Here is a 23,386-nt window from a genome sequence, read left to right as displayed (position 1 = left end):
GGGTTGCTAAGGCAAGGGCCAGGTACTGAAAAACTCTGGCCCTTGCTCCTAACGCCAAAGCTCCGAAATAGGCGTTTGTGGGTCAAAACGATTGGCAACTTGCGCCAACAGCAACTCACCGCAGGCGATGGCATCCGTCAGTGCATGGTGGGGTCTATAGAACGGCAGGTGATAACGTTCTCGGCTTTGCGCAAGTCGGATCGATACCGGCTTGCGGCCGATCAAGCGAGCCCAGAGACTGGGACGCTTGTTGCGATACAAGCGCGCTTCCAGCTCCATGGTATCGATGACCGGAAACTCGATTCCCTCACGAATACGGGCTTTGAGCGCCGCATTCAGAAAGGCACGCTCGATACCACGATGGTGCACCACCACCACCTTGCCCCTAAGCTGTTCCAGCAGCTCATCCAGAATACGAATCAGATCCGGCGCGGCTTCCACTTCGGAATGGGTAATACCATGTACCACCACCGATTCGCTGCTCAGGCGTGCACGTGGCTTGAGTACCCAGTGACGAGCTTCAGAGCTTTGTATACGGTAAATGCTCATCGGCACCAGGCCAATGCTGACAATGCCGCCCTGCTGGGGGTTCAGGCTAGTGGTTTCAAAGTCCAGTGCTACCAGGGGGACATCCGCCAAAGGCGTATCCGGGGCGACGACACCCGCAGCATAGTAGGCCTTCAGCGCCGGATAACCGGCATTCAGCGCCAACTCGGAAAACCGCTGCGTCCAGTCGGTGACATCCGGATCCTGTACCGCCATTGAGGGCTCGTTTTGCAGTTTTTCCTTGTTGAGATACAGCATCACCCCACCCGCCCCGGTTGATAGCGGTACTTCAGGAATTTCTGTGCATTGGACAGTATCTGGAACGCATCCTTGAGGTTCTTACGCTCAAAGTCCGACAGGTTTTCCGGTTCGATGTTGTTATCCGGCTCATTTCCTGCTTCCACATCCAGCGCCTGGTGACGAATGCGTACCATGGCGATCAACTCCAGCGCATCTCGCAGGTCAGGGCCCCGCCCGCGCGGCAACAGGTCGGAGTCGATGATGTCCCTCAGACGATCAAAGGTATTGTGCTCCCGCGAGCCTATCGCCAGGGCATGCACGCGTACCAGGTCGGCCAGAGGCGCTGTACCACGGCGTTTCATATTGATGGAGTTGCTGTGGCGACCGTCGGTCTCCATCACAAAGTCCTTGAAGAATCCCAGCGGCGGAGTGCGCTGTAGAGCGTTGCGCGCCATACAGGCCAGGAAACGCGGGTTCTTGCGCGCCTTGCGCAGAATCAGGTCATTGAGCATCACCGCCCAACGGGTTTCACCCCAGACCCCTTCAATATCAAAGAAGATGGAGCTGTTAAGCAGAAACTCGGGGGTCGGCTTTTCAATCCAGTCGGTAAAATACTGCTCCCAGACTTTGAGCGGCTGACGCCAGCGCGAGTTGGTGGCCATGATATCGCCGTTGCAGTAGGTATAACCGCAGGCATCCAGACCATCACAGACAAACTGCGCCAGTGCCTTGAAGTACTCATCATGCTGGTCAGGGTCATAGCGGTTATCCAGGATCATGGCGTTGTCCTGGTCGGTGACAATCAATTGCTCTTCACGCGCCATGGACCCCAGCGCCAGAAAACAGTAGGGAATCGGAGGAGGCCCCAGCTTTTCCTCGCCCAGCTCCAGCAGGCGCTGTTTGAAGCTGCGTCCGATCACTGACATGGCGGTGCCAATCATCTGCGAGTTGGCGTCTTCATTGACCATCCGCAGGAAGCAAGCACTCACATCACTCTTCAGAGCACTCAACTCCTCCAGGCTTTGGGCACGGAAGATGCTGCTGACTACAAAGAGGCTGTTCTGGGACTCATAACGGATAATATCCGAGATGGCGATCACGCCCAGCGGGCGCTGTTTTTTAAGCACCGGCAGGTGATGCACATTATGCCTGAGCATCAACAGCATGGCTTCGAATACAAACTGGCCATGCTCCACCGAGATCAACTCGGAAGTCATGATATCGCTGACAGGCGTATCAAAGCTCAGCCCGGGTGTGATCAGCCGGTTGCGCAGGTCACGGTCGGTGATAATCCCCACCACCGGCTCTTCTTCCATCTGCTCATCCAGCACCAGCACCGAGGACACTCCTTCCTCACTCATGCGAATGGCCGCTTCACGAACACTGGCACTGGGCGGCAGAGTGACTGCGTCCCGGCCTACCAGGGTTTCGACTTTGGCGGTCATCAGCTCATTGGCATCTTCCCGCCGCCGCGCCACCGCCTGCCTGAGGCGGGTACGGTCTTCCACCTCGACAATATCGGCAAAGGCTTCGTTGTTATCAAACAGGTCGTTAAAAACATCCTCCGGTATCAGATACACCAGAGTGTCTTCCAGCGCTTTGATGGGAAAGCGTACCCGTCCATGCCGCAGCAGCCCGAACTCGCCAAAAAAACCGCCTTCGCTGAGCCGATTGTAGAGGTCGCCATTGCGACGATAAACCTCCACCGCACCACTGCGAATGACGTACCAGTCACTGATTTCGTCGCCGAACTCCTTGATCTGGGTACCGGCCTTGAAATAGGCCACATCCACTTCGCCTGAGAGCTGCTCCAGCCGCTCTTCAGACAGAAGGTTAAATGGCTGATGACGGGCAAAAAACTCTGCAACTTCCAACTGTTCGGCATGCATGGCTACACACTCATATCGTCAAAACAAAAACAGGCGGAACGGCTAGGCCGCCCCGCCTGTTATTCGGTCAGTCGCGCTTAACCGCGCGGCTCAGAGGCCAGACCTTTCACCATGGAGAAGGCGGCCATCAACAGCACCAATGTAAACGGCAAGCCGGTGGACACCGCCATCGCCTGCAGAGCAGCCAGGCCGCCCCCCAGAATCAGAGCGATTGCCACCAGACCCTCAAAGGTACACCAGAACACACGCTGAGGTGTGGGCGCATCAACCTTACCACCCGCCGCAATCACGTCGATTACCAGCGAGCCGGAGTCAGACGAGGTCACGAAGAACACCACCACCAGCACAATGGCGATGAAGGAGGTGATCTGCGCAAGCGGCAGCGCGTCCAGCATGGTGAACAGCTGCAGCGGTAGCGCTGCTTCTTTCAGTGCGGTGTAGCCTTCAGTGAAGTACAGGTCGATCGCGGTACCGCCAAAGACACTCATCCACAGGACACAAGCAGTGGACGGTACGAGCAGTACGGCGATGATGAACTCACGCACACTGCGACCACGGGATACACGGGCGATAAACATGCCGACAAACGGGCTCCAGGAGATCCACCAGGCCCAATAGAAGGCGGTCCAGCCAGAGGCAAAGTTGCTATCCTCACGGCCTACCGGGTTGGACAGTGCCGGCAGGTTGGTGATGTATGCCCAAAGGCTCTCGAAGAAACCGGTCAGGATCAGCAGGGTCGGTCCAACCAGAATCACGAACAGCAGCAGCAGAACGGCCAGAATCATGTTGATTTCGGACAGGCGCTTAACCCCCGCATCCAGGCCTGCCAGCACGGATACCAGCGCGATGGCGGTGATACCGATAACCAGCAGGATCTGGGTAGTATCACCCAGCGGGATATCGAACAGGTAGTTCAGACCTGACGCGGCCTGAGATGCACCGAAGCCCAGGGATGTGGCCAAACCGAACAGGGTCGCCAGTACCGCCAGAATATCGATAATATGCCCCGGCCAGCCCCAGACACGCTCACCCAGCAGCGGGTAGAACACGGAGCGGATGGTCAGCGGTAAGCCCTTGTTGAAGGAGAACAGGGCCAGACCAAGCGCCATCACGGCATAGATCGCCCAGGGATGCAGCGCCCAATGGAAGATAGTGGCCGCCATACCCAGCTGACGGGCCGCATCCTGATCACCACCGGCAGCGCCCAGAGGCGCCCAGTCCGTTCGCAGACCGTTCTCACCCAGGCTGGTGCCACCAAAGGAACTCAGCGTATGTGACATGGGCTCTGATACGCCAAAGAACATCAGACCGATGCCCATACCTGCGGCAAACAGCATGGAAAACCAGCCCAGATAGCCATAATCCGGCTGGGCTTCAGTGCCGCCCAGGCGCACCCGGCCAAGCGGCGTAAAGATGAGCACAAAGCAGATAATAACGAAAATATTCGCAGCGCCTATGAAGAACCAGTCCAGGTTTCCGGTGAGCCAGTTGCGCAGCCCGGTAAACATGGGCTCGACCTGAGTCTGAAAGGCTAGCGTAAGGATTACGAACGCTACAACGGCAAGGCCGGAGATAGCGAATACGCGGTTGTGGATGTCGAGCCCGAACGGGCCCACGTTGACAACAATGTTATCCTGTCCGATCTGATAATCCGTATCGATAGGATTGACATCACCATCGGGGATCATAGGATCTTTATTGTCCGTCATTATGGACTTTCTCCCTCAGGTTATTCATTTATTCCAACTGTAGATTAGACGACTGAACCGTACTTTGCGTCGCCCTCTCATACAATAGTATCTAAAATCCGTCACTTACCTCGCAACCCTAGATTTATTAAGGTTGAATTGCGACCTTTGGTCGCACCCCCATTTCGTCGCTGCCGGGGTATACTTTTCAGCCTCTATCCAACCGGTAATGGAGTCCCCTGCTGAACGGTTTTCACTCTGCCCTGCTACAACTGACGTATGTACGCACGCTGGTTCTTTTTTTGCTCAGCTGCGCACTGCTGTTCGCTGTATACGGCCTCTACCTGCCCCTGAATGTCTGGCTGATAGGGTCCGCCCTGGCAGGACTTGCCATTCTCAACCTGGTGACCTTTGCCCGTCTGCATTCACCCTGGCCCGTTACCGAAATCGAGTTGTTCAGCCATTTCTGTGCCGACGCGGTCATTTTCGGTTTTCTGCTGTTCCAGACCGGCGGTGCTACCAACCCCTTCATTTTTCTGTTGCTGGTTCCCCTGCTCAGCGCCGCCGCAACGCTGTCACGGGGTTTTGTTGCCCTGATGGCGGTGATTGTCATCCTGCTCTACACCACGCTACTGCAGGTATACCAGCCCCTGCTGGCTCCCCAGGCCTCGCATCAGCACAGTGTGCTTAACCTGCTGGACCTTCATGTCACCGGCATGTGGATAAATTTTCTGTTCACAGTGGTACTGGTGACCTGGAGCATCAGTCAGATGCAGCAGTCCTTGAAGCAGCGTGAAAGCAACCTGCAACGGGAGCGGGAGAAACGCATCCAGGACCAGCAGTTGCTGGGGCTGGCAACCATGGCCGCAGGTACCGCCCACGAACTGGGCACTCCCCTGTCGACGCTACGCATAACACTAAGCGAGCTGGCCCACACGCATCCGAATGATGCAGAGCTACTCGAAGATGTTGCCTTGATGCAGGAGCAGGTGGAGCGCTGCAGCCAACGCCTGCAGCAATTGGCACATCAGGTGCGTGACGACCAGCCCCAGGCCGAGACGCTTGGCACACTGCTCACGCGCGTACTGGAAGAGTGGAGCCTGATGCGCCCCGAGGTCGAGTTCCAACTGGAGCCTCTCAATTCGCAACTGAAACAGGCCCGACTGCTGACTTCCGTGTCCCTGCAGCAGGCCCTGCTCAATCTGCTGAACAATGCTGCTGATGCCAGCCCTAAAGGAATCGAGATCAGTGTAGAGCGAGACACATCCGGTATCAGACTGCATATTCACGACCAGGGTCCCGGCCTGCCGCTGGAGCAGGCTGACCAACTGGGTAAACCCTTCGTGACGACCAAGGGACGCGGTCTGGGCATCGGCCTGTTTCTAACGGCGACTACCCTGTCACAACACCAGGGCGAGGTGCGCCTGTACAATCACCCGGCAGGCGGTACCCTGACCGAGGTGCTGCTGCCCCTGCTGGAAGAGGAATCAACAGATGGCTGAACACTTTCTGATTGTCGATGACGACCCTGCATTTACCCGCGTGCTGGCGCGCGCCATGACAAGGCGTGGTTTTATCACTCAGGTGGCACGTAATGTGGAGCAGGCACTGGAGATGGCCCAGCAGCAGGTACCAGACTATGCCAGCGTCGACTTAAAGATGGAGGGCCCTTCGGGTTTGGCTTTGATTCCACAACTAAGGGCACTCAACCCGAATATCCGTCTGTTGGTGCTGACCGGCTATGCCAGTATTGCCACCACCGTGGATGCCATCAAGGCCGGTGCCGACAACTACCTGCCCAAGCCAGCCGATGCCGATCAGATTCTGAAAGCCTTACAGGCAGAGCCGGACTCAGAACCCGGCGACTCGGATATCCCTGACACCCCTTTGTCGGTCAACCGGCTGGAATGGGAGCATATTCAGAAAGTGCTGCACGAGCACGAGGGTAATATTTCTGCCACAGCGCGGGCACTGGGCATGCATCGTCGCACCCTGCAACGCAAGCTGGCCAAGCACCCGGTCAGACGTTAGCCGCCAGCCTGAAAGGTTTATTGCTCGTCGATGTAGCGACGCGCATCGAAGGTGCGGATCCAGTCAGGATGAAACACCATCATGCCGGTCATAAGAATGCCGTTCAGCAGCCCTTCCGGAAACATGATCAGCGGCAGGAAGCGCACGTACTCCAGATAGATTTTCATCCAGGGGTAGACGCCGTCGACCCATAGCAGTAGGGCCATCACCATACCGCCTACGGCGGTGGCAACGCCCGCACCGAAGAACGCACAGAGAAACAGATACACAAAGAAATTGGGCGGCAGCTTGGCTTCTACCAGCCGTAACACGCCCAGACTGGCCAGCACCGGCACCACCACCGAACAGAGCACATTGACGCTCAGTGTGTCCCAGCTTTCCTGACCGATAATGGCCATACCCACCAACGCCAGACTGCCCGAAAGGATCGCCAGATCCCAGCCAAACATCAGCGTCAGCGTGGTCATACCCAGAAAATGGATACTGAGGCCCGGTGACAACCCGGCCCGCATGGTCCACATCAACATCAGCACCACGGTAGCCCCAAACAGCAAATGCTGCAGACGGCGTTCACCGGTTAAAACACCCCAGGGAGCGCGAATCAACGCCCATAGAATTACCAGGCTGGCCAGCAAGCCAGTGCCCCATAGCCAGCCAGTACTGATCAACCCCTGAGTCAGACTCATGCTTAATCCACGCTTCCTCGACACAAACTGAACAAGAGCGCATCCTCGCGCCCGATTTCGGCCGGATAGTAACCCGCCCGTCGCCCTGACAGCTGCCAGCCCTGCGCCTGATAGAGCGCCTGTGCGGGTGTATTGGACGACCGTACCTCCAGGTACAGCTGCACAGTGCCCGCCGCCAGTAAGGACTGCTCGGCATGTTGCAACAGGGCTGCGCCCAAGCCCTTTCGACGGGCTTCAGGTGCAACCGCAATGCGTAACAGCTCCGCTTCATCCAGCACCCGACTGAACAGGGCATAACCAACCAGCTTGCCCCCTTCCTGCAGCACCCAGGCATTGGCACCGCGCTGCTGTGCCGCCTTGAGCCACCAGCTGGACGAGAAAGGCTCACCCGGGAAACAGCGTTCATCCAGCTTGATCAACGCTTCTATATCGCTCTCAGCCAGCAGGTTCGGTTCTGCCGTCATGAGGCCATATTCCGGATTGGCTGAATATCCTGCCAGAGTTCAGCTTTACGTTCCGGCAGGCGCAGAAGTTCACTCAGGCTGATCGACGCCACACAGGTACGCCCGGACTGCGGCGCCAAGGCGCCTTGCTTGAACGGCTCGCCTGTTACCCAGTGCATGGCCGCATCACCCAACAACAGGATACGGCTGATATCCGGGCGAAACTCCAGCGTACGCTTGAGCTTGTGCTCCACGGCCAGCCTCGCTTCGGTCGGCCCCTGATCCAGCGTTTTACTGGCCAGCATGGGCCAGGGCAACATGGCGGGATCAGACAGTTCCTGCTCAGCCGTCAAGCCGAGGGCCGTGGTGATCCCCTGCAGCAGACGCTTGTGCTGGCGGCTGAAACCTTCGCGATGATGCGGTGGCAGGGAGTCGATGATCAACAAATCGCCCCGCACCAGATAGGCCAACTTGAAGTGCGGTGCAGGCTCCACCGGCTTTTGTGCCATTTGGGCAGCAGCATCCGCTGCAGGCGCTGGATCGGCACTGGCAGCCGGTGGCGGTGTTTGCGGTTTGGGCTGGGGTTTGGGCGCCGACTTGGTCGGGATATCGCCCAGCAATGCCTGAGTATCAATACCCGAGCCGCCACCGGGTTTTCGAGCCGGTGCAGCTCCCTGGGCGGGCCCTGACAATGAGGATTCAGCAGCACTGTCCTCATAATCGGCGAAATCCGCCGCTCCATCAGCCTGAGGATAGCGGAAGTCGGCAACCCAGTCTGCCGGCGCAGCAGCACCGGGCAGCGGCTGACGCGGCAACCAGCTGTCGATGCCGATTGCTTCCAGCCACTGGTGGCGCTGCTGCTCCTGAGCCTGTACCGACATCAATGCCTCTTAAACCTGAGGATGAGCTTTCTGGATGTTGGCATCCAGCATGTTCAGGGCATGAATGTAGGCCTTGGCCGACGCGATGATGATATCGGTATCAGCCCCCAGACCGTTGACGATACGACCGGCCTTCTCCAGACGCACAGTCACTTCACCCTGAGAGTCTGTACCGCTGGTAATGGCGTTCACCGAGTACAACTGCAGGTTGGCACCGGAGTTAGCCAGCTGTTCCAGCGCCTTGAAGGCGGCGTCCACAGGGCCACTGCCGGAGGATTCGACAGAGTGCTCGTCACCATCAACGGAAACGACCAGGCTGGCCACCGGCGTTTCGCCGGTCTGCGAGGTCACGTTGAGGCTGCTCAGTTTGAACTTCTCGTGGCCGGCGGATGCGCGAGCATCGCTGACCAGCGCCACCAGGTCGTCGTCAAAGATTTCACTCTTTTTGTCCGCCAGTTCCTTGAAGCGGGAAAACGCCGTATTGAGCTCGGCATCGGACGCAAAGCTGGTACCCAGCTCTTCCATACGGGTACGGAAGGCGTTACGGCCAGACAGCTTGCCCAGTACCATGCGGTTGGTGTTCCAGCCCACATCTTCAGCGGTCATGATTTCATAGGTTTCACGGTGCTTGAGCACGCCGTCCTGGTGGATACCGGACTCATGGGCAAAGGCGTTAGCCCCCACGATCGCCTTGTTCGGCTGTACAGGGAAGCCGGTCACACTGGAGACCAGACGCGACGCCGGCACGATCTGGGTGGTATCGATACCGGTGCTCAGACCCAGAATGTCTTCACGGGTGCGCAGCGCCATGACGATCTCTTCAAGAGACGCATTACCGGCACGTTCGCCCAGACCATTGATGGTACATTCCACCTGACGCGCACCGGCGCTGACCGCTGCCAGCGAGTTGGCCACGGCCAGGCCCAGATCATTGTGGCAATGCACGGAGAAGATCGCCTTGTCCGCATTGGGGATACGTTCAATCAGCTGCGCAATGGTGTTGCCATATTCCTGAGGTACCGCGTAGCCCACTGTATCCGGAATGTTGATGGTAGTGGCGCCAGCATCGATTACCTGTTCGATGATACGGCACATGAAGTCCAGCTCGGAGCGGCTGGCATCTTCCAGCGAGAACTCCACGTCGTCGATCAGGTTACGGGCACGCTTGACCGCACGCACGGCATTCTCGACCACCTGATCCGGCTCCATCTGCAGCTTGTACTGCATATGAATCGGCGAGGTAGCAATGAAGGTGTGAATACGACCGGAGTTGGCTCCGCGCAGGGCTTCACCGGCACGGTCGATATCCGCATCCAGGGCTCGGGACAGGGAGCAAACAGTGCTGTCCTTGATGGTATCGGCGATCGCTTTAACCGACTCGAAGTCACCGGGACTGGCGATGGCGAAACCGGCTTCGATTACGTCCACACGCAGTTTTTCCAACTGCTTGGCGATACGCAGTTTCTCGTCACGGGTCATGGATGCACCCGGGCTCTGTTCCCCATCACGCAAGGTGGTATCGAAAATAATTACGCGATCATCATTGCGGCTCATGCTCACTACTCCCGTCAGCTGCGGACGATGCCTGTCCGGCGAAATAAGGCCTGCCTTGAAAGAACCCATTGGAAGGCAGTTTCAGTTAGGCTTATTGTATCATCAAGCCGCTACGCCAAACACGCTATCGACGTTAAGGAGCAAGGACATGAATGCGACCCGCTTTGATGCACAGATCGACCGCCGCGCCACCTCCAGCCAGAAGTGGGAGAAGTACGCCGACAGCGAGATTCTGCCGATGTGGGTGGCCGATACCGACTTCATGGCGCCTCAGCCGGTGATCGATGCTCTGCACCAGCGCATTGACCATGGCGTGTTCGGCTACACCAACACACCCTCAGAGCTGAACCGGCTGGTCATTGAACGCATGCAGTCGCTGTATCACTGGCAGATTGAAACCAACGATCTGGTCTGGTTGCCCGGCCTTGTATGCGGGCTGAACCTGGCCTGCCGCGCCACCGGTGAAAGCGGCTCGGCCGTGATCAGCCCCTCTCCGGTGTATCCACCGTTCATGTCAGCGCCGCGCCTGTCCGACCGTAGCCTGATCAAGGTGCCACTGAAGCGCAACGAAGATGGCCGCACGCTGATCGATATCGAAGCTCTGGAGGCCGCAATCACGCCTGATACTCGGCTGATGTTGTTCTGCAACCCGCACAATCCGGGTGGCACCCTGTATCGCCGCGAGGAGCTGGAAGCCCTGGCCGAGGTCATCCTGCGTCATGACCTGATTATCTGCTCCGATGAAATCCACTGCGACCTGATTCTGGAGGAGGGTCTGACCCACACTCCTATCGCTTCGCTGGGGGATGAGATTGCCGCCCGTACCATTACGCTGATGGCACCGAGCAAGACCTACAATATTGCTGGCCTCGGCTGCTCCTTTGCCGTGATTCAGAACCCCGAGCTGCGCCAGCGTTTTCAACGCGTACGCAAGGGGATCGTTCCGGATGTGAACCTGCTCGGTTTTACCGCCGCGCTGGCGGCCTATCGCGACGGGGATGAATGGAACCGCGCTCAGCTTGATTACCTGCGCGGCAATCGCGACTATCTGGTGGAAGCGATTAACGCCCTGCCCGGCCTCAAGCTGGACCCGATTGAAGCCACCTACCTGGCCTGGATCGACGTGTCGGCCGCCTGTCTGGAAAACCCGCCGCATTTCTTTGAAAAAGCCGGCGTGGGCATGTCACCGGGGCGTGACTTTGGTGATGATCGTTTCATGCGCCTTAACTTCGGCTGCCCGAGAGCACTGCTGGAACAGGCCGTCGACCGGATGCGTCGCGCCCTGCTCAATGAACTGCCGGCCTGATGCCTGCCGGTTACAGTAGAAAAGGGGCCTGCTAACCAGGGCCCCACACTGGTTTCAGGAACGATTGGTCGCCAATACTCTTAGACTTTGCACCACCTCCGGGCTGAGCATGGCATCATTTTCGTTGGCAATCACCTCTGCGCGATTAAGTACAAAACTGCGCCCGGTGATGCGATTTTCGACGACGTCCTGCCCCTGCTGATTGGCCAGGCCGGTATAGGTTCCAACAAAGCGGGTGTCACGCAAGGAGACGGTTTCCAGGGAATCCCCCGGCTCAATCAACCCCTCATATTGCATCAGTGCCAGCCGCGCAGACGTACCGGTTCCTGTAGTACTGCGACAGATCACACCGGGGTGCACATAGGTTGCCGAGCGAGAGCGGTAAGTTGTATCGCTGAGCTGCAACACTGGCCCCATGAAATGGAGAAAGGGCAAGGGCCCAACGTTCCCGAGTGCATAGTGTTCAAACGCTGTCTCGGCGGTAATTGCTTCCACGATGGCATGGGCTGTATCAGCCAGCGCGCGCTCTTCGGAAGCCTCCAGAACAAAACCAAGCTCGGCCGCATCCACCAGCGCGTAGAAACCACCGCTATAAGCGATGCTGTAGGTGACAGGCCCAATGCCCGGCACCTCTATACTGGCCTTGTAGGTGTGGATATAACTGGGTAGCCCCTCACAGGTGATGGCTTCCACCACTCCATCCTGTATCCGGGCTTCGATCTGCACCAGTCCGGCCGGCGCTTCCAGGGTAAACGTCTGCACGCCTTCCTGTTTTTGAATCAGGCCACTTTCCAGCAGTGCTGTGGCTGTACAGATGGTGTTGGAACCCGAGTAGATGGGATAGCCCATTACCTCCATTATGATGTAGCCCCAGTCGGCATCAGGATGGCTGGCGGGGACGATCAGATCTACCGACATTTCAGGAATACCGTAGGGCTCCTCCAGCAACAAACGGCGCAAACCGTCGGCCTGATCACGCAGGAACTCCATCTGCTGACGTACACTGGTGCCCGGCAAGCGCATGATGCCACCGGTCACGATGCGGCTGACATCACCGCCGGCATGGGTATCCATGAGTTCCAGTTTTACCTGGTGCTGCATAACATCCTCCCGCTGCACGAGCAGCACCTGAGGCTAGAGGTGGACAGACCTGAGCCCTATCGCGTCAAGGCAAATGGCTTGCCATGCGTCTCCCACTGACTATCGGGCACAATGACTATCTTGCCCAGATAGTTGCTGCCACGGTGTACGAAATACTCTTCCGCTTCACGCAGGTGTGACAGGGGAAAGGCAGCATGCAACACCGGCTTCAAGGTGCCCTCGCGGATCCAGGCAATGAGCTGCTCAGCCTCTTCACGGGTGCCATGGGACACGCCAAAAATCTGCACCTGATAAAGATAGACCCGGGTCCACATGATTTCCGAGAGATTACCGCCGCTGGCCCCGGCGATGCTTAAGCGGGGGTAGGTGGAGCGATGTTTCATATCGAAAATCATGGTATCGATGAAGGCATCGGTCATTGCGCCGCCCACCAGATCCATCACCGCATCAATCGGCTTGCCACCCGTTACTGCTTTGACCTGCTCGGTGAACTGGCTCATGTCCGAGCGGTCCAGCACCGCTTCAGCCCCCAGCGCCAGCAAGGCACCGGCCTTGTCCTGCTGACTCAATGCATAGGGGATGGCGCCGATAATCCGGCACAATTGAATCAGGGCCGTGCCCACACCACCACTGGCACCACTAACCAGCACCCGCTCACCCGCCGCAACCCCGGCGACGGTGAGCATGTGGTAGGCCGTCTGATAGGAACACATCCCCATGGACGCCAGCTCGGCATCAGCCAGCTCTGCGTTATCAACCCGATGAAACTGATCAGACGGCAAGGCCACATATTCGGCAAAGCCGCCATCGGCACCGTGGCCGTAATAGTCCGGCGTCAGGTTGATATCACGTCGTTCGTCAGGATAGAGATTGAAATCCAGCAGGCCACGTTCGCCAATACGAGACTCGCTGACACCCTCGCCCACGGCCACAACACGCCCGACAATGTCAGCACCCTGAATACGGGGAAAAGTCAGCGTGGCTTCGCCGCCCATCTGGAAGGAGGTGACATCCCCTTTGTCCTTGGTGGGATAAAGCCCCTCTCGCGCCTTGCGGTCGGTATTGTTCTTTGCAGTCGCAGTCACCTGAACCAGCACGTCGCCCTGGCTCGGTTGAGGCACAGGCACCTCAGTGCTGTAGTGCAATTGATCCACGCCTCCATGCCCGAGCAATTGAACGGCGGCCATGGTTGCGGGCGTTTGGTTTTCTGATGTCACGCTGTCACTCCTTGCCAAATCGGGGCCAAGTCGAGTTGAACCCGGACTTTGTCACCCTTGCAAGCTAGTGGACAGATGGGACGCTGGCAAATCAAAAAGGCGTTTTACAGCCTCCCAGTGGCGCAAAAGAGCGTGCGATCAGGCCCGCTCGTGCATAAAGGACACCACCTGATCCAGGCTGTCCACGCCCAACGCCAGCATCACCAGCCGGTCGACGCCCAGTGCTACACCAGCGCACTCGGGCATACCTGCTTCCAGCGCTTCTACAAGCCGCTGCTCCAGCGGGCGCTGGGGCAGCCCCAGAGCGATCCTCTGCTGCTGGTCCGCCTCCAGACGGCGCGCCTGTTCGGAGGCATCGGTCAGTTCATGGTAGCCATTGGCCAGTTCGACACCGTCCACAAACAACTCAAAGCGGGCCGCTACCTGGCGCCCCTGCTCATCCTCGTGCACCTGCGCCAGCGCCGCCATGGAAGCCGGGTAGCTGTGGATAAAAACCGCACCGCTCAGTCGCGGCTCCAGCACATGAGACATCAGCAGGTTGAGCCAGGTATCGCGGTCATCATCCTCGAAGGGTGCATCCACATGCTCACGGCATACGGCCTGAAGTTGCGAAAGCGACGCCTGGTGCGGGTCCAGCCCAAGCTCACGCTCGAACAATTCAGCATAGCTCAGATACTGCACCGACAGGTGTGGCACAATCCTGGTGACCAGTGACGCCACTTCAGTCATCAGTTGGCGATCATCAAACCCCAGCCGGTACCACTCCAGCATGGTGAATTCCGGATTATGGCGCCGCCCGAACTCGCCGTTGCGAAACACCTTGGCCATGGAGTAGATATCGCCACTGCCGGCAGCCAGCAGGCGCTTGAGGGCGTACTCGGGAGAGGTTTGCAAGTACAGGCGTTCATCCTCGATGCCCGGCTGAAAACCGAAGCTGGCCTCCAAACTGTCCAGAAAAGGATCACTGACGGCGCATTTGGACAGCACAGGAGTTTCCACTTCCAACACATCCTGCTCAGCAAAGAAGGTACGAATCTGCGCCAGTACCCGAGCACGGGCACGCAGGTTTTCAATGGAGGCATTGGGACGCCAGAGATCTTGCTGCATGAAGGATCACCAGAGGAAAGAAACGGAAACCTGAAGCAAAAACGGCAGCCGAAGCTGCCGTAATATCTCAAACTCGAAAGAGTCTGTTGTCTTGCGACCTTATCAGCCGTTGGCGCGGCTCACATACTCGCCGGTACGGGTATCGATACGCAGGGTTTCACCCTGTTCGATAAACAGCGGTACACGAACGACGGCACCAGTGCTCAGAGTTGCCGGCTTGGAGCCGCCCTGTGCAGTATCGCCTTTCAGGCCGGGATCGGTTTCAGTGACTTCCAGCTCAACGAAGTTCGGCGGGGTAACACTGATCGGGTTGTCATTCCACAGAGTCACAACACACTTGTCCTGTTCCTTCAGCCACTTGTCAGCATCGGCAACAGCGTTCTTGTCAGCCGCTACCTGCTCGAAGGAGTTCGGGTCCATGAAGTGCCACATGTCACCATCGTTGTAGAGATACTCCATGTCGATATCCATGACATCGGCACTTTCGGCGGATTCGTTGGACTTGAAGGTACGCTCCCAGATACGGCCGGTCAGCAGGTTACGCAGACGCACACGGGTGAATGCCTGGCCTTTACCCGGCTTAACGAACTCCACGTCGACCATGGAGCAGGGGTCGCCGTCGATCATCACTTTCATGCCGTTTTTGAACTGGTTGCTGGAGTAGTTAGCCATAAATAGAAGGTTCCGCACTCAATAATTCGAAGGAGACCGCGCAGTGGGCGGTCAGAAAATTGACAGCCATTCTACTGCAAAGGAGAATGCTGGCAAATCCATCCCGCGCAACCAGCCCCGAGCACCCCGTTCCGATGAATCTGCTGCACCCTGCTGATACTGACTGGCAGACCGAACTGCGTCACCTGATCACTGACCCTGCCGAACTCTTGCAAGCACTGGAACTGCCGCCGGACCTGCTGGCTGGCGCACAGATGGCTGAGCGTGTATTTGAACTGCGTGTACCCCGTCCGTACCTGAGCCGCATCCGCAAGGGCGATCCCGAGGATCCGCTGCTGAAGCAGATACTGCCGCTGCAGCAGGAATTGCAGGAAGTGCCGGGCTTTGGCCCCGACCCTCTGGCCGAAGCCGCCGCCAGGCAAGCCAGCGGCGTCATTCACAAATACAAGGACCGGGTGTTGCTGGTGCTGTCCGGTGCCTGCGCCATCAACTGCCGCTACTGTTTCCGCCGCCACTTTCCCTATGGCGAAAACCAGCTGGGCGGTGCCGCCTGGCAGGACGCCCTGGACTATATCCGTCAACAGTCCAACGTCAGTGAAGTGATTTTCTCCGGCGGCGACCCTCTGGCCACACCCGATGTCCGCCTGGCCCGCATGCTGGCCGATCTGGAGCAGATTCCGCACCTGAAGCGCCTGCGCATTCATTCACGCCTGCCGCTGGTAATTCCACAACGCGTTACGTCTGAGCTGGTTGAGATGCTGGCCAGCAGCCGTCTCGCCAGCACGCTGGTACTGCATATCAACCACCCGCAGGAAGTGGATGATGCCGTTCGCAAGGCTCTGCGCCCCTTGCGCCAGGCTGGTGTTACGCTGCTCAACCAGGCTGTGCTGCTCAAAGACGTGAACGACAGCCTGAGTGTACAAAAAACACTCAGCGAATCCCTGTTCAGCGAGGGCATACTGCCCTATTATCTATTTGTCCTTGATGCAGTCGCCGGGGCCGCGCATTTTGATGTCAACGACGAAAGTGCCCGTCGTCTAGTGGGAAGCCTGCAGGCCGAACTGCCGGGCTATCTGGTGCCACGACTGGCGCGGGAAATCCCGGGCAAACCGTCCAAGACGCTACTGCTGCCGATCGCACCCGAGGGCTGAAGTCAGCTCAGGTTCAGCTTGTCGGAACCAGTCTGACGGTCCGAATTAACCCCAGATGTAACGGATCAGGAGCTCCATGAATACTCAGACCCCCTCTACACCGAACCTCCTAAAGCTGGGGGGGCTGTTCGCCGCCACCCTGCTGCTGGCAGCTTGTGCAAGTAAGCCCGAACCTGAACCCGTTGCCGAGAAACCCGTTGCACCGCCGAAACCGAAACCGGTTCTGCTGATCAGCTCCCATGGTCCGCAGGACAACAGCGCCGCCCAGATCAACTTTACCAACGGTACCGGCAAAACCCTGCAATACGTGATGTTCAAAACCACCGCCTTCACCGGTGAGGGCGACCTGGTGCCGTCGAAGAAAAGCGGTCGCCGCAACGCCTGGTTACGCGTTGCCGGCCCCTTTGCACCCAATGAAGTGGTGGGCAACAAAGTCTGGCCAAAAGTATGGCAGCACCCCAACCTGAGCTGCTTCCGCATTGAGGGTGCCGAATTGATCTTTGCCGATCAGAGTGTGGAATATCACGGTGTGGAACGCATGGCGCTGCTGAATCAGAGCGCACTGCGCAACAAGGCCTGTGGCGGCGACGGTCTGAACACCGCCGCACAGTAAGGTTTATTTGCGGGGCGGTGTCATCGGAAAGGCGGTGATATTGCCCTTGGCATCACTGATCTTGGCCACGCCCTCGCGCTTCACCTCGTCAATGCGAATGATCGCCTGCATGGGCACGTAGCAGGTATTCACGTCGGCAAACTCCTGTTTCAGCTTGTCTTCGCTGGGGTCCACCAGCAACTCCGAGCGGTTGCCAAAGACAAAGTCTTCCAGCTGAATAAAGCCCCACATGTCGCTCTGATACACGTGGCGCACATAGACCTCGTACACCTTGTCCTGATTCACGAAACTGACGCGATACAAACGCTCGTCACTCGCCATGGCTTAACTCACTCTCAATAACTCTGTTGCAGCGGATATGGGGGCGCTTGAGCAGAAAACAAGACTGGGCATTTTTTAACCAGTTTCTGGCCTAAGCTGCAGTGCTTGGGTATAATTTTGCACCTTTTGAATTCCGCACCCTTTTCAAACCTCCTCAGTACACAGGTGATTCATGGCGAAAAAGCTGTTTATCAAGACACATGGTTGTCAGATGAACGAATACGACTCCTCCCGCATGGCGGATCTGCTGGGCGAAAGCCACGCACTGGAGTTGACGGATAATCCGGATGACGCGGATGTCCTGCTGCTGAACACCTGCTCCATCCGCGAAAAGGCCCAGGAGAAGGTGTTTCATCAACTGGGCCGCTGGCGCAAGCTGAAGGAAGACAAACCGGATCTGATGATCGGGGTCGGCGGCTGCGTTGCGTCTCAGGAAGGCGAAGCCATCCGTGACCGTGCACCCTATGTGGACATGATCTTCGGCCCGCAGACGCTGCACCGTTTGCCGGAGATGATCTCCGAAAGCCAAAACGGCGGTGTCGGCATCGTCGATGTCAGCTTCCCCGAAATCGAAAAATTCGACCACCTGCCCGCCCCCAAGGTGGAAGGCGCGGAAGCCTTCGTGTCCGTGATGGAAGGCTGCAGCAAGTACTGCACCTTCTGCGTGGTCCCCTATACCCGAGGCGAGGAAGTCAGCCGTCCGCTGGACGATGTTCTGGCCGAGTGCGTTGAGCTGGCCGAACAGGGTGTACGCGAAGTGAATCTGCTGGGCCAGAACGTGAATGCCTACCGTGGTGCTACCCATGATGGTGACCTTGCCGACCTGGCCGAACTGATCCGTTGTGTTGCTGCCATCGACGGCATCGACCGTATCCGCTTCACCACCTCGCACCCGGTAGAGTTCAGCGACAGTCTGATCGACGTTTACGCCGAAGTGCCGGAGCTGGTCAGCCACCTGCACCTGCCGGTCCAGAGCGGCTCCGACCGTATTCTGATGGCGATGAAACGTGGTCACACCGCGCTGGAGTACAAGTCCAAGCTGCGCCGCATCAAGAAACTGCGCCCGGATATCAGCTTCTCTTCCGACTTCATCATCGGCTTCCCCAACGAGACCGCTGCCGATTTCGAAGCCACCATGAACCTGATCGCCGATATCGGTTTCGATGCCTCATTCAGCTTTATCTACAGCCGTCGCCCGGGCACGCCCGCCGCTGACTTGCCGGATAACGTGGATGAAGAAACCAAGAAGCAGCGCCTGAAGATCCTGCAGGATCGCATCACTGCTCAGGCGTTCCAGATCAGCCGCCGCATGGTCGGCACCACCCAGCGCATTCTGGTCAACGGCTATTCCAAGAAAGACCCGGGCCAGCTGTCCGGTCGCACCGAGAATAACCGTGTCGTCAACTTCCGCTGCGATAATCCGGATCTGATCGGTCACTTTGCCGATGTCCGTATTGAGCAGGCCTATGCCAACTCACTGCTTGGCGAACTGATCAGTTCCGAACTTGACGCCTGATTGCCCTTAGGAGAGTTTTTTTGACCGCACAACAATCCACCACGATTTTGCTGGAACCCAACAACCCGACCGCACTGATCAATCTCTGCGGTCAGTTTGACGCCCACCTCAAGCTGCTTGAGGAGCGCACTGGCGTGGAGATCCGCAACCGTGGTAACCGTTTCCAGCTGGTCGGACCCGAGGCTGCAACCCGCGCCATGGGCCGTCTGCTGGAACAACTGTACCAACAGGCTCTCAAGGGAGAGGAACTCACCCCTGAAGCCCTTCACCTGCTGCTGCAGGATTCAGGTATCGAGCAGCCGCCCAAGCGCAAGGACAAGGCCCAAGGCGAAGACGAGAAACGCTTTGGCATCCGTACCCGCAAGCTGCTGATCAAGCCGCGTCCCGGCAAGCAGCAGGATTATGTGCACCAGATCCGCACTCACGACATCAACTTCGGCATTGGTCCGGCCGGTACCGGCAAGACCTATCTGGCCGTTGCCTGTGCCGTAGAAGCGCTGGAGCGCGAAGAGGTCAGCCGTATCCTGCTGGTACGCCCGGCCGTCGAAGCCGGCGAAAAACTGGGCTTTCTGCCTGGCGATCTGAGCCAGAAGGTCGACCCTTACCTGCGCCCGCTGTACGACGCCCTCTACGAAATGATGGGCTTCGAGCGAGTCGCCAAGCTGATCGAGCGTAACGTGATCGAAGTCGCCCCCTTGGCCTACATGCGTGGTCGTACCTTGAACGGTTCCTTCGTCATTCTGGATGAAAGCCAGAACACCACGCGCGAACAGATGAAGATGTTCCTGACCCGTATCGGCTTTGGTTCCACCGCCGTGATCACGGGCGACAAGACCCAGATCGACCTGCCCAAGGGCGTCAAATCCGGCCTCCTGCACGCCATGGAAGTGCTCGACGGCGTCAAGGAGATCGGCTTTACCTACTTCGGCTCCAAGGACGTAGTGCGCCATCCTCTGGTACAGCACATCGTCGAAGCCTACGAGCGTCATGAAGAGGCACAGCCGGACGGAGACGCACGATGAGCATTGCCGTAGACGTTCAATACGCCATCGATGCTGCCGGTCTGCCTGCGCAAAACGATTTCAGCCGCTGGGTTGAAACCGTGCTCAAGGATCGCAAGGTCGAGGGTGAAGTCTGCATCCGCATCGTCGATGCCGAAGAGAGTCAGAGCCTCAATGCCGAGTACCGTGGCAAGGACAAGCCCACCAATGTGCTGTCCTTTCCGTTCGAGGTGCCGCCGGGCATTCCCGTCACGCTGCTGGGCGATCTGGTGATCTGCGCCGAGGTTGTGGCGACTGAGGCTGATGAACAAGAAAAAGCCCTGTTCGATCATTGGGCACACATGGTGGTACACGGGACCTTGCATCTACTCGGATTCGATCATATAAATGACGACGACGCCGAGGAAATGGAGGCTTTGGAACGTACTCTCCTGGCTCGGTTGAATATAGCCGATCCCTATTCCGTTTAGAGGACAGATATGAGCGAAGACCGATCGGGCGGCACGTCCAAGGGCTGGCTTGAGAAACTGACACAAGCCTTCTCTGACGAACCCCGCAGTCTTGAGGACGTCCGCGAGATCCTGTATCAGGCCAGCGACTCCGGCATTCTGGATAATGATGCCCACGGCATCATTGAAGGTGCCATGCAGGTTACCGAGATGCAGGTGCGCGACGTCATGATTCCACGCTCGCAGATGACCATGGTGCAGGTCAACCAGACCCCCCGGGAGTTCCTGCCGGTCATCATCTCCAGCGCCCACTCCCGTTTTCCCGTATGCGGTGAAAACCCGGACGAAGTACTGGGCATTCTACTGGCCAAGGATCTGCTGCCCTACATGCTGGAAGGCACCCTGGACCAGTTTGATATCCGCCAGTGCCTGCGCAAGGCAACCTTCATTCCCGAGAGCAAACGCCTCAACGTACTGCTGAACGAGTTCCGCGGCACCCGTAACCATATGGCGATTGTGGTGGATGAATACGGCGGTGTGGCCGGTCTGATCACCATCGAAGACGTGCTGGAACAGATCGTCGGCGAGATCGAAGACGAACATGATGCCGACGATGATGACGGCAACATCCGCCCCTTCGATGACAACGGTTTTCTGGTTAAGGCGCTGACCCCGATCGAGGACTTCAACGCCTACTTCGATGTGGGCTTTTCCGATGAAGAGTTCGATACCATCGGTGGTATTGTGACTCAGCACTTCGGCCACCTGCCTGCCAAGGACGAACAGATCGACATCGACGGATTCAGTTTCAAGGTACTGGCCGCCGATAACCGTCGCCTTCGTCTGCTGCAGGTCACACGACGCTAAGCTTGTGAACGCGCACCCCCAACGCCGTTCGCCACTGGTGACGGCGCTACTGGCCTTGATCGGTGGTGCCAGCATCACTCTGTCACTGGCGCCCTTCAATCTCTGGCCACTGGCCCTGCTGGGGCCGGCACTGCTCTACCTGCTGCAGCGTCATCAGTCTGTGCGTCAGGCCGTCTGGAGCGGCTGGGCCTTCGGTCTGGGCTTCTGGGGCGCCGGGGTTTCCTGGGTTTACGTCAGCATCGACCGTTACGGTGGCGCACCGCCCTGGCTGGCGGGCACCCTGACCGTCCTGTTTGTAGCCGCGCTGGCACTGCTGTTTGCCGTGCAGGGCGCGCTCTTTGCCCGCATGGCGGCCAATGCCCGTCATCGCTGGCTGATGTTTATCCTCACCTGGCTTGGCTTTGAGTGGCTGCGCAGCTGGTTCCTGACCGGCTTCCCCTGGCTGTATCTGGGCTACGCCTGGCTGGATACGCCCTTTAAGAGCTGGGCGCCTGTGGGCGGGGTCTGGGCCCTGTCACTGCTGAGTCTGCTGCTATCCATGGGGTTGGCACGACTGCTGGCCGACCGCCATATCCCGACACTGATTCCAGGCGCCATTCTTGCGGCAGCCGCCTGGCTGTTACCGGCTCAGTGGACCCAACCGAAACCGGATGCTGGCCTGGATGTGGTGATGATTCAACCCAACATACCCCAGCTGGCAAAATGGCAGCCGGACCAACTGGATGGCATTCTGCAGCGCCAGATCAACATGAGCCTGAGCGTTACGGATGCGGACGTGATTGTATGGCCGGAAACCGCCATACCTGCCACGTTCAGCCGCGCCAGCCAACGCCTGACGCCCTTCCTGAACCTGCTGCAACAGGATGATATTGCCCTGATCAGCGGTTTTCCCTACGTCGAGGCTGACCCTGAACGCCCGCGAGGCGTGCGCTTCCACAACAGTCTGGGCATATTTGGCGCCGGTCAGGATATCTATCACAAGCAGCGACTGGTGCCCTTTGGCGAGTATGTGCCCTTTGAAGACCAGCTACGCGGCCTGATTACCTTCTTTGATCTGCCCATGTCCAGTTTTACCCTGCCCCGGCAGGATACCGACACCCTGAGCCTGGGCACCCGGAAAATTGCGCCCGCCATCTGTTACGAGATTGCCTATCCACAATTGGTAGCAGAACTTGGACGTGAGGCCGAAGTGATCCTGACTGTCTCCAACGATACCTGGTTCGGCCGCTCCATCGCGCCCGACCAGCACCTTCAGATTGCCCGCATGCGCGCGCTGGAAAATGGCCGCTGGGTCATTCGCGCGACCAATAACGGCCTGACCGCTTTTATCCGCCCGGATGGCAGTCTGGCAGCTCAGGCGCCGGTGGATGAGCAGGCTATCCTGCGCCACGAAGTGGACATGATGACGGGCCAGACGCCCTGGCAATATTTGGGTGTCTGGCCACTGGCGGGGCTGCTGACGCTGATGGGTTTATTCGCCGCTCGGCGACCAGGGTAGAGACACCCGTTCAAACACGACGGCAGAGCAGTTGCCACAGGGTTGAATCCGGTCGGTGGCGCGCAGCTGCTGGGTATGACCGCATTGCAGGCAACGCAGGGTACCCGGCGCACTTACTTCACCGGCCAGATACTGGTCTTCGGCATGGGCCAACTGCTCACGCAGCAGCTCATGTTGCACGCGGGTTTTGTCGGCCAGATCAAGCAGGCTCTGCTTCAGTTTCAATTCCAGGTAATCCAGATCGAAATGCAGCCAGGCCGCCAGGCCTTCGCCGGTTCCCTGCGCATAGTAGCCCAGCTGTTTGAGGTCACGACGCAGGTAAGCCTTGAGCAACTCGACCTCGTCCCGTGTCATCTCTTCAGCCGCCAGCTCGACCTCCGCTGCTTCCTCAATCTGCTGCTGAAGAAAGTCCCAGCTGACCTCACCGGCATTGTCCAGGCGTTTACGCAGCTGTTCCAACACCCGGTCATAGGCAGCCGGAGCCTTGGCAGAATGTTGCGGGGTTTGCGGATCTTGCTTAGTCATGGGCGAACTCCTGTTGGCACCGGCGACGGACACCCGCCGCCTTTGCCCTCAGTATATCGCTGATTTCAGGAAAGTAATGGGCCG

Annotated in this window: 23 protein-coding genes; 10 read left to right on the top strand and 13 right to left on the bottom strand. The window is 58.2% G+C overall.

What is annotated here, in order from left to right; all coding sequences use genetic code 11:
• Positions 1-48 precede the first annotated feature (48 nt).
• The 3 genes from O3C79_RS04915 to O3C79_RS04905 all read right to left on the bottom strand — a co-directional run bounded on the left by O3C79_RS04915 (position 49) and on the right by O3C79_RS04905 (position 4,384).
• A complete protein-coding gene (locus O3C79_RS04915; protein ID WP_494385036.1) occupies positions 49-804 on the bottom strand; it encodes a 3'-5' exonuclease in 756 nt (251 codons plus the stop codon).
• Positions 804-2,675, bottom strand: coding sequence for a DUF294 nucleotidyltransferase-like domain-containing protein (locus tag O3C79_RS04910; RefSeq protein ID WP_494385035.1), 1,872 nt, complete (start codon positions 2,673-2,675; stop codon positions 804-806). Before O3C79_RS04910 ends, O3C79_RS04915 begins: the two co-directional genes overlap by 1 nt.
• A gap of 77 nt (positions 2,676-2,752) precedes the next feature.
• Complete coding sequence (locus tag O3C79_RS04905; protein WP_494385034.1) at positions 2,753-4,384, bottom strand: BCCT family transporter; 1,632 nt, start codon at positions 4,382-4,384, stop codon at positions 2,753-2,755.
• 281 nt (positions 4,385-4,665) lie between these two features.
• Here O3C79_RS04905 and O3C79_RS04900 point away from each other — a divergent pair, with 281 nt between their 5' ends.
• Together O3C79_RS04900 and O3C79_RS04895 are read left to right on the top strand one after the other, a co-directional pair.
• A complete protein-coding gene (locus O3C79_RS04900; RefSeq protein ID WP_494385033.1) occupies positions 4,666-5,865 on the top strand; it encodes an ATP-binding protein in 1,200 nt (399 codons plus the stop codon).
• The gene (locus tag O3C79_RS04895; protein ID WP_417533453.1) at positions 5,858-6,394 is read left to right on the top strand and encodes a response regulator transcription factor; all 537 of its coding nucleotides are present in this window, start codon (positions 5,858-5,860) and stop codon (positions 6,392-6,394) included. The genes O3C79_RS04900 and O3C79_RS04895 overlap by 8 nt, the downstream gene beginning before the upstream one ends.
• 17 nt (positions 6,395-6,411) lie before the next feature.
• On the opposite strand, the gene O3C79_RS04890 is transcribed toward O3C79_RS04895, so the two are convergent.
• Genes O3C79_RS04890 through O3C79_RS04875 form a run of 4 tightly spaced genes read right to left on the bottom strand, consistent with a single transcriptional unit; the run spans position 6,412 to position 9,958 of the window.
• Positions 6,412-7,080 carry an energy-coupling factor ABC transporter permease gene (locus O3C79_RS04890; RefSeq protein ID WP_494385032.1) on the bottom strand — a complete coding sequence of 223 codons (669 nt, stop codon included), beginning with the start codon at positions 7,078-7,080 and terminating at the stop codon, positions 6,412-6,414.
• A gap of 2 nt (positions 7,081-7,082) precedes the next feature.
• Positions 7,083-7,544, bottom strand: a complete 462-nt coding sequence (gene rimI, locus O3C79_RS04885; protein WP_494385031.1) for a ribosomal protein S18-alanine N-acetyltransferase — start codon at positions 7,542-7,544, stop codon at positions 7,083-7,085.
• Complete coding sequence (locus O3C79_RS04880; RefSeq protein WP_494385030.1) at positions 7,541-8,404, bottom strand: uracil-DNA glycosylase family protein; 864 nt, start codon at positions 8,402-8,404, stop codon at positions 7,541-7,543. The genes rimI and O3C79_RS04880 overlap by 4 nt, the downstream gene beginning before the upstream one ends.
• Before the next feature lie 9 nt (positions 8,405-8,413).
• Complete coding sequence (locus tag O3C79_RS04875) at positions 8,414-9,958, bottom strand: 2-isopropylmalate synthase (protein ID WP_494385029.1); 1,545 nt, start codon at positions 9,956-9,958, stop codon at positions 8,414-8,416.
• A gap of 148 nt (positions 9,959-10,106) precedes the next feature.
• On the opposite strand from O3C79_RS04875, the gene O3C79_RS04870 reads away from it, so the two are divergent.
• On the top strand, positions 10,107-11,264 hold the full coding sequence (locus tag O3C79_RS04870) for a MalY/PatB family protein (protein WP_494385028.1): 1,158 nt from the start codon (positions 10,107-10,109) through the stop codon (positions 11,262-11,264).
• A gap of 54 nt (positions 11,265-11,318) precedes the next feature.
• On the opposite strand, the gene O3C79_RS04865 is transcribed toward O3C79_RS04870, so the two are convergent.
• The 4 genes from O3C79_RS04865 to efp all read right to left on the bottom strand — a co-directional run bounded on the left by O3C79_RS04865 (position 11,319) and on the right by efp (position 15,361).
• Positions 11,319-12,365 carry a proline racemase family protein gene (locus O3C79_RS04865; protein ID WP_494385027.1) on the bottom strand — a complete coding sequence of 349 codons (1,047 nt, stop codon included), beginning with the start codon at positions 12,363-12,365 and terminating at the stop codon, positions 11,319-11,321.
• Positions 12,366-12,421: 56 nt separating this feature from the next.
• Complete coding sequence (locus O3C79_RS04860) at positions 12,422-13,552, bottom strand: zinc-binding dehydrogenase (RefSeq protein WP_494385773.1); 1,131 nt, start codon at positions 13,550-13,552, stop codon at positions 12,422-12,424.
• Between the two features lie 168 nt (positions 13,553-13,720).
• Positions 13,721-14,689: an EF-P lysine aminoacylase EpmA gene (gene epmA / locus O3C79_RS04855; RefSeq protein ID WP_494385026.1), complete on the bottom strand. Its 969-nt coding sequence runs from the start codon at positions 14,687-14,689 to the stop codon at positions 13,721-13,723.
• 102 nt (positions 14,690-14,791) lie between these two features.
• On the bottom strand, positions 14,792-15,361 hold the full coding sequence (gene efp, locus O3C79_RS04850) for an elongation factor P (protein ID WP_010323571.1): 570 nt from the start codon (positions 15,359-15,361) through the stop codon (positions 14,792-14,794).
• Between the two features lie 86 nt (positions 15,362-15,447).
• Here efp and epmB point away from each other — a divergent pair, with 86 nt between their 5' ends.
• Together epmB and O3C79_RS04840 are read left to right on the top strand one after the other, a co-directional pair.
• On the top strand, positions 15,448-16,512 hold the full coding sequence (gene epmB / locus O3C79_RS04845; protein WP_494385025.1) for an EF-P beta-lysylation protein EpmB: 1,065 nt from the start codon (positions 15,448-15,450) through the stop codon (positions 16,510-16,512).
• Between the two features lie 76 nt (positions 16,513-16,588).
• Positions 16,589-17,125, top strand: coding sequence for a hypothetical protein (locus O3C79_RS04840; RefSeq protein ID WP_494385024.1), 537 nt, complete (start codon positions 16,589-16,591; stop codon positions 17,123-17,125).
• A 3-nt stretch (positions 17,126-17,128) separates the two neighbouring features.
• Here the strand turns inward: O3C79_RS04840 and O3C79_RS04835 are convergent, their stop codons facing one another.
• A complete protein-coding gene (locus O3C79_RS04835) occupies positions 17,129-17,446 on the bottom strand; it encodes a DUF1820 family protein (RefSeq protein ID WP_494385023.1) in 318 nt (105 codons plus the stop codon).
• A 172-nt stretch (positions 17,447-17,618) separates the two neighbouring features.
• Here O3C79_RS04835 and miaB point away from each other — a divergent pair, with 172 nt between their 5' ends.
• The 5 genes from miaB to lnt are packed head-to-tail and all read left to right on the top strand — an operon-like array spanning position 17,619 to position 22,777.
• Positions 17,619-18,962, top strand: a complete 1,344-nt coding sequence (gene miaB / locus O3C79_RS04830; RefSeq protein ID WP_494385022.1) for a tRNA (N6-isopentenyl adenosine(37)-C2)-methylthiotransferase MiaB — start codon at positions 17,619-17,621, stop codon at positions 18,960-18,962.
• Between the two features lie 20 nt (positions 18,963-18,982).
• Entirely contained in the window at positions 18,983-19,984 is a 1,002-nt protein-coding gene (locus O3C79_RS04825; RefSeq protein ID WP_494385021.1) for a PhoH family protein, read from the top strand.
• Complete coding sequence (ybeY, locus tag O3C79_RS04820) at positions 19,981-20,433, top strand: rRNA maturation RNase YbeY (RefSeq protein WP_494385020.1); 453 nt, start codon at positions 19,981-19,983, stop codon at positions 20,431-20,433. The genes O3C79_RS04825 and ybeY overlap by 4 nt, the downstream gene beginning before the upstream one ends.
• A gap of 9 nt (positions 20,434-20,442) precedes the next feature.
• Positions 20,443-21,279: a CorC family transporter gene (locus tag O3C79_RS04815; RefSeq protein ID WP_494385019.1), complete on the top strand. Its 837-nt coding sequence runs from the start codon at positions 20,443-20,445 to the stop codon at positions 21,277-21,279.
• A gap of 4 nt (positions 21,280-21,283) precedes the next feature.
• Positions 21,284-22,777 (top strand): apolipoprotein N-acyltransferase, encoded by a 1,494-nt coding sequence (lnt, locus tag O3C79_RS04810; RefSeq protein ID WP_494385018.1) that lies wholly within the window; start codon positions 21,284-21,286, stop codon positions 22,775-22,777.
• Here the strand turns inward: lnt and O3C79_RS04805 are convergent.
• Positions 22,751-23,302 carry a zinc ribbon-containing protein gene (locus O3C79_RS04805; protein ID WP_494385017.1) on the bottom strand — a complete coding sequence of 184 codons (552 nt, stop codon included), beginning with the start codon at positions 23,300-23,302 and terminating at the stop codon, positions 22,751-22,753. The genes lnt and O3C79_RS04805 overlap by 27 nt on opposite strands.
• Positions 23,303-23,386 lie beyond the last annotated feature (84 nt).

The organism is Marinobacterium sp. NO-S09 (genome assembly GCF_059179545.1).
The sequence above is the reverse complement of the archived record's forward strand: the minus strand, read 5'-3'. Positions and strand labels throughout refer to the sequence as shown.